This is a genomic window from Okeania sp. SIO2F4 (assembly GCF_010672385.1).
Lineage (GTDB): Bacteria > Cyanobacteriota > Cyanobacteriia > Cyanobacteriales > Microcoleaceae > Trichodesmium.
This window is the reverse complement of the sequence record NZ_JAAHGT010000557.1, coordinates 1-6,378: the sequence shown is the minus strand read 5'-3', so window position 1 is coordinate 6,378 and position 6,378 is coordinate 1. Positions and strand designations below refer to the sequence as shown.

Below are 6,378 nucleotides of genomic sequence, written 5' to 3'. Positions count from 1 at the left end.
TCAGAAATTTGCCAAAATTATCTCAACTTTTCCCAAATAACTATTTGCCTATTCCACAATCGATGACTCTACAAAAATTATTGTTGCTTTGAGAGAAACTAGAAAAGTCATCACAAAAATAGATGAAATTATTTCCAGCTTTCCCCTCCAATAGTCAGACAGTTAAACCAAGTCGGAAAATTTGCCAAAATTTTCTCAATTTTCCCAAGTAACTATTTACTTATCCCACAACGGATGAGTCGGCAAAAGTTATTGTTCCTCTGATAGAAACCAGAAAAATAATGACAAAAAGAGATGAAACTATTCTAGATTTTTACTATTTTTCTGACTCAATTCATTAATCTATTCCACAGTCAAAATAAATTGAATAAACCTTTTCAAATTAACTATTCTGTAGTAAGATACTTATAAAGATATAGTGGGATGTTTTTATCAATTTTACGGTAAGAGTAAAAAAAATAGTATTTTCCCAATTTAAACATCTCAATACTATAAAATTTCCTAAATTAAGAGTCAAGCCTAAAAAAATTTAACTCCCAATGACAAATAACCAACAAACAGAATCTTGGGTCGATCTTCGCAAATACAATCAATCTTGGTATGACCGAGGTAAACCAGGTTGGTTTGTACTACTATGGTGGTTTGTACAAGCAATTACCTTTCCCTTAACTCCTCAACCTTTATATGGTGTGAGACGACTAATATTAAATCTCTTTGGAGCCAAAATTGGTCAAGGAGTTTTAATTCGCCCCACTGCCAGATTTACCTATCCTTGGAAAATAGCGATCGCCGATTATAGTTGGATAGGAGACGACGTGGTTTTATACAGTCTTGAGAGTATCGAAATAGGTAAACATTGCGTTATTTCTCAAAAAAGTTACCTTTGCACTGGTAGTCATAATATAGAAGACCCTGCATTTGGTTTACAGACCGCAAGTATTACTATTGGAGATGGTGCTTGGGTAGCTGCAGATTGTTTTGTTGGTCCTGGTGTTAATATTGGTGCTAATACAGTTATTGGCGCTAGGAGTAGTGTATTTAAAGATATGCCTCCTGGTAAAGTTTGTTTAGGAACCCCTTGTCAACCTCGTTATCCAAGACATATTAAGATATGAGACATCAAATAATTGACTGCTCTCCAGACTAAAGTTATGGTGAGTAGTCAACCCTATCCCTGGAAAATTATAGTAGTTGACAACTTGATGAGGTAGAAAATTCTGGGGAAGTAGGCAACAGAAAAGAGGGAATAGAGATTAATGTTAATAAAATCTAAATTGACTCACTAGAGAAGATTATGTTTTAATTCTATCGGGACTTACGCATTTTTAAGTTTTAAGCACTACATATCTATAACGTTATAGTTTTTAAACTCTATATATAGTGTCTGTGCGTAAGTCCTGTCTATATTGTTTTTTTGTTCAGGAAATAACTGACCAAGGAGGATAAGTGGTAGGTCTCAAAAAAAGATTTTCAAAAGTAGTTATTGTCGGAGGAGCTGGTTTTGTTGGTAGAGAAATAATTGTTCAGTTTCAGCCAATAGCCGATAATATTGTCGTGATTGACAATATGCGTACCGGACTCAGAAACAAAAAAGAATTAGAATTAGTTGAACTAATCGAAAATGATATTCGGGATTTGGGAGGAGATTGGCCAAGAGCTTTAAGAGGGGCTGATTTAGTAATTCATCTAGCAGCAAATATTGATACTCCCTGGAGTGTTAGGTACATGAATGATGATTTTAGTCTCAATACGCTAGGTACAAAAAATGTTGTTAATGCTTGTGTAGCAGCTAGTGTTCCAAAAATACTTTATGCTTCCTCAGCAGCAGTGTATGGTGCAGTAACGGAAGACAAACTGCCAATAACAGAAAGTATATACCCAGAACCAGCATCTCCCTACGCAAAAACGAAGTTTCAAGGGGAAATAGAGGTGTTGTCAGGTGCAAGAACTTATGGATATACAGCACATTGTTTGAGGAAGTTTAACATTTATGGTCCCTGGGAAAGTCCGGTAACACTTGATGAGGTGCTTCTATACACACTTTATGTGTTAAAAAATCAAGAAATTTCTATTTTTGGTGAACCTGCAAATCAAGTCAGAGATTATGTTAGTGTAAGTGACATTGCCAGAGCTTATGTATTAGCTGCGCAATCTGAAAAACAAGGAGCATTCTTTTATAATATTTGTAGTGGCAAAGGAACAAATTTTGCTGAGTTGCTAAGTATTATTGAGAATGTAACTGGAATTAAACCGAAAACCAAAATACTCCCATTAAGACCTGGTGAATTGACTAAAAGCTGGGGTACTTATGACCGAGCTAAGGAAATAATACAATATCAACATCAAGTGAATATTGAAGAGGGAGTTAAGCAAATGGTTGAGTGGATTAAAAACACTCCTGATGAAGTGCTTAAGCTCTATAAACTGAGCTAAGATTAATAGCTCAATGTATTTTAGTATCAATTAATATGAATATTATTAATTGATATTATACTAGGCGTGATAAATGTTTGCTACAAATAGAAAATATTGATTTTAACTACTTAGTTGTTATGCAAACTTGTTTATGTGATAGAGAAATAACATTTAGGATTTTTCTAATTTTTTCCTTCTTCTTCCTTCTTCTTCCTTCTTCTTCCCTGCTGACTCCTGACTCCTGACTCCTGACTCCTCGATCATTATTTATAAGTATTCAACCAGACATGATATTACCGAAAAATTAATAATTAATAATTAATAATTAAATAATTCGCGCCTTGAAGCCTCCCCTTGGATAGGGGAAAACAAAGACAATATTCCTTATATTCAATCCTCTCGGTTTTAACCAGAGGTAATTATCAATTATACATTATCAATTATCCATTATCCATTAATGAAATCTCTCCCAGACAACTAAACGCCTTTTTCCTTACCTGTAACATTTATAATATTCTTTTTTCACATCTGGTATTACTCATTCATATTCTTATAAGTTGCTACTGCAGAAGGAGAACTGCGGTTTAAGTAACGGAATATCCAATACTTAAGAACCGCATCTAAAATCACTGGAAAAGTAGCAATAAATAAGAAGTTAAAGTCTCTGCTTTCCGGTAATCCAAAATGTCTAGTAATATTTTCCAAAATTACTTCCCAACCATGAGGCGAGTGGAACCCTACAAACATATCTGTTAACAAAATAATTATAAACGCCTTAGCACTATCACTAAGACCATATATAACATCATCCATAAAAGATTTTAAAACCTCAACATCTCTTTTATTCATAGAAATAATCGCGACAAAAGTAAAAAAAGATATTAGGTCACAAAAAATATTTTTAATCGCATTATTGCCTTTAACTTCATATTCCCAAGCTATTTCTTGAGCTCTTTCTTCTACCTTGTGTTCAATTAATTCTTCCCTTTCCGACTTAGGTATTTCAAAAAAATCTTTTCCAGATTCAGATAATTCTGGAAATAATTCTGGAGCCTTACCTAAATACATTTTAAAATGAAGTTTTTCCTCATATTGATGCAACTCCATCAAAGCTTCCTCTTCCATATTAGGGTTGAGAAAAATTTCTTCTTGTTTATGAGGCAGTGGGATAAAATTATCAACCAAATAACCCACAATAGTTATTTTTGATAACTGGTGCATAAGTAAAGGAACTAAAATCAACAGCAAGACAAATCTAATCGAAGTAATAGTCTTGACTTTAGATTTTCTGAACTTTTTAATTACCTCATCTTCTGCTTCAGGATCTAACTCTTTTTTAATTTTTTTAAAAGTATTTAAGAGCGAACGTGGTAAGAAGCTTATTTCAGGAGTATCCTTTTTCAGTTCTTCTAAATTATTTTGATTTTGAGAAAAATTAGACAATATATTATTGGGATAATTATTGATATTATCTTGACTAGATACTATAGCTACAGAGGATGAAGTATTAGGAACTTCTACAATAACATTTGATTTTTGCAGTTGAGGCTTTGAAGATTGACGATACCGAGTAGTTACTAGATCGATAAACTCTAGTTTTTCTAAAATTATCGATGGTCGATCCTGAAATTCTTGCTGATAATTTTGATTAAACTTATCCCCTTGCCTGTCAAGCTTTTTTTGCTCAAGAAGACCTACCACTGAAACACTTGTATTAAATTCAGCTAATCTAGTTTGAATAATTTTTAAATATCGCTTCAGTTCCGAATTCAAATAACATTTAGCACTATTACTATAATTAACCGATTCAGTAGAAATCTTTTGCCCGGCAAAATGTTCCTCTTCAATAGCCTTTATTTTGAGAGCAGCATCATAAGCTATATCCAAAGCTCTTTCAGGAGTTTCTCGGAACCACTGGTTAGCATTCAGCATAGACAGTTTAAATTGCTTCCAGGGATAAATAGCCATCTTTCTTAATATTCTAAATAAATTCAATTAGATTGCCATATATAATATACTGACAATCTAATCTATAATGAACATTTATATAGCTTTAATCAAAAGCAATACCCACTTAAAAATAATATCTTTACACTTTGATTAACTTAGCTGGAATCTGAGCAGATTTTTTCTTTTAATGTCAGCAATAAATATTCTAATCATCTAAATCAAATTATCTCTATTTCTTCAATAAAATTTAATTAATTAAACTCCCCAAGCGTTGAACTAACTGCGCTCCTTCTATCACTCCTTCTATCTTGTCTGCTGGCTGACCATTTTTAAACAAAACTAAAGTCGGCAAAGCATGAATGTTATACTTTGAAGCTAAGTGGGGATATTTGTCAGTATCAATTTTAACTATTCGTAGTTTATCTTTCATCTGTTCATTCACCTGTTCCAGAATAGGGGTCATCATTTTACAAGGGCCACACCAAGTAGCATAAAAATCGACTAAAACAGGCAAATCTGAACCAGCAAGTAATTCATCAAAACTATTGAACTTCTTTTTAACTGTCATAAGCAAAAATTTATTGGGTTATGGGTATTATAGCAGTCGCTATTACTGGCACAGAAATTCTCAAGTATAGTCACAGTAACAATTTAACTTCTAACTTAGCGCCTTATGACTTCTGAGTTATGACTTCTGACTTCAGCTATATTAGCTTAACGCAACAAACCATAATCCCCTAAGATAAGTTAGTTTAATTTCAGAAAAAAGGATTTAATTATGGAAGCATTACCCGAAACACTACAACGTTTGAAAGGACAAGTAGCAATAATTACAGGTGCATCTAGAGGAATTGGCCGGGCGGCAGCTTTAGCATTAGCAATGGAAGGGGCAAATGTAGTTGTAAACTATGCTAAATCAAGTGGTGCTGCTGTGGAAGTAGTGGCAGAAATAGTTGCTGCGGGTGGCAGTGGAATGGCGCTACAAGCAGATGTTTCTAAAGCTGAGGAAGTGGATACCCTGGTCAAAGAAGTTATGGAAAAGTGGAGTCGCATCGATATCCTGGTTAACAATGCTGGTATTACCCGCGATACTCTACTATTGCGGATGAAACCTGATGACTGGCAGTCAGTAATAGACCTAAATTTGACTGGGGTGTTTCTTTGTACTCGTGCTGTGAGTAAAATTATGCTCAAACAAAAGATTGGGCGTATTATTAATGTTGCTTCGGTGACTGGGCAAATGGGTAATCCTGGTCAAGCTAATTATAGTGCAGCAAAAGCAGGAGTAATTGGTTTTACTAAAACTGTAGCAAAGGAACTGGCTAATAGAGGCATTACAGCAAATGCAGTTGCCCCAGGGTTTATCGCTACTGATATGACGAAAGACCTGAAAAATTATGAGGAAATTGTTAAGTTTATTCCTTTAGGTCGTTATGGTACTCCAGAAGAAGTAGCAGGTATGATTAGGTTTTTAGCTGCTGATGCTGCGGCAAATTATATTACAGGTCAAGTGTTTAATGTGGATGGGGGAATGGTGATGGCTTAATGGATAATTGATAATTAGGGTTTGCTGAAAAAAGCAGAGTGTGGGAAGACAGAAAAAGTAGGGGAATAATTGTCAGAGTGATTTTTCTGTGCTTGTCTGCCTTTCATCCTAACTTTTTGGTTACTCAAGCTTAAAGATTTGCACTTTTTTTGCTCCAAAAAAGCACTTACCTTTATTTGTTAGTGCTTTGAAATTTAATCAGCAAACACTAATTAAAATCAAAAGTTAAAAGTCAAAAGGCAAAAGTCAGAAAATTTGATAATTTTTGTACTCCACTGATACATCTAATACCATTTCTCAAAAAGAATGCTATACCCGATCGGGTAGGGAAGTGTGGTCCGTGTGGGGAGAAATAAACATAAGAATAATAAACATTAACTGGGTTATTTTTAGGAAAAAAGTGATTGATATTGTGTTGATTACTTAATAACTGAAGTCCGACCTAAGTACAGCAATACTTTTGGGAA

The 6,378-nt window shown here is 34.1% G+C and carries 5 protein-coding genes; 3 read left to right on the top strand and 2 right to left on the bottom strand.

Annotated features, from left to right (window positions below):
* The first annotated feature begins 539 nt into the window (after positions 1-539).
* Positions 540-1,115: a hormogonium polysaccharide biosynthesis acetyltransferase HpsU gene (gene hpsU, locus F6K22_RS27410; protein ID WP_293105370.1), complete on the top strand. Its 576-nt coding sequence runs from the start codon at positions 540-542 to the stop codon at positions 1,113-1,115.
* A gap of 331 nt (positions 1,116-1,446) precedes the next feature.
* Positions 1,447-2,433, top strand: coding sequence for an NAD-dependent epimerase/dehydratase family protein (locus F6K22_RS27405; RefSeq protein WP_293105368.1), 987 nt, complete (start codon positions 1,447-1,449; stop codon positions 2,431-2,433).
* Positions 2,434-2,949: 516 nt separating this feature from the next.
* Here F6K22_RS27405 and F6K22_RS27400 read toward each other — a convergent pair.
* Both F6K22_RS27400 and trxA read right to left on the bottom strand, forming a co-directional pair.
* Positions 2,950-4,383: a proton extrusion protein PcxA gene (locus F6K22_RS27400; protein WP_293105366.1), complete on the bottom strand. Its 1,434-nt coding sequence runs from the start codon at positions 4,381-4,383 to the stop codon at positions 2,950-2,952.
* A gap of 229 nt (positions 4,384-4,612) precedes the next feature.
* Entirely contained in the window at positions 4,613-4,933 is a 321-nt protein-coding gene (gene trxA, locus F6K22_RS27395) for a thioredoxin (protein ID WP_293105364.1), read from the bottom strand.
* A 210-nt stretch (positions 4,934-5,143) separates the two neighbouring features.
* Here trxA and fabG point away from each other — a divergent pair, with 210 nt between their 5' ends.
* On the top strand, positions 5,144-5,911 hold the full coding sequence (fabG, locus tag F6K22_RS27390; RefSeq protein ID WP_293105362.1) for a 3-oxoacyl-[acyl-carrier-protein] reductase: 768 nt from the start codon (positions 5,144-5,146) through the stop codon (positions 5,909-5,911).
* The last annotated feature ends 467 nt before the right edge of the window (positions 5,912-6,378 follow it).